General features: G+C 72.8%; 1 protein-coding gene. It reads left to right on the forward strand.

Going from position 1 to position 356, the window contains the following annotated elements:
• Positions 1-10 precede the first annotated feature (10 nt).
• A partial coding sequence (locus tag ACSNOK_RS33570) for a S4 domain-containing protein (RefSeq protein ID WP_436784551.1) occupies positions 11-356 on the forward strand: 346 nt, incomplete at its 3' end.

The following is a 356-nucleotide window of genomic DNA, read 5'->3' on the forward strand; positions in this document are numbered from 1 at the left end:
TACTCGACGGGTGAGCACGCTTCCCCAGATCCGCACGCTGCCCGTACCCGATGGCCTCGAGGGCGAGCGCGTCGACGCCGCCATCGCCCGCATGTTCGGTTTTTCGCGGACCAAGGCGGCCGAGCTGGCCGCCGCCGGAAAGGTCCTGCTCGACGGCAGTGTCGCCGGCAAGTCCGACCGGGTGAGCGGCGGGGCCTGGCTCGAGGTCGAGCTGCCGCAGGCCGCCGCGCCGGTGCGGATCGTGGCCGAGCCCGTCGAGGGCATGGAGATCGTCCACGACGACGACGACATCGTCGTGATCGTCAAGCCCATCGGGGTCGCCGCGCACCCCAGCCCCGGCTGGACCGGCCCCACGG

Source organism: Streptomyces sp. URMC 126, from assembly GCF_051386555.1.
Taxonomy (GTDB): Bacteria; Actinomycetota; Actinomycetes; order Streptomycetales; family Streptomycetaceae; genus Streptomyces.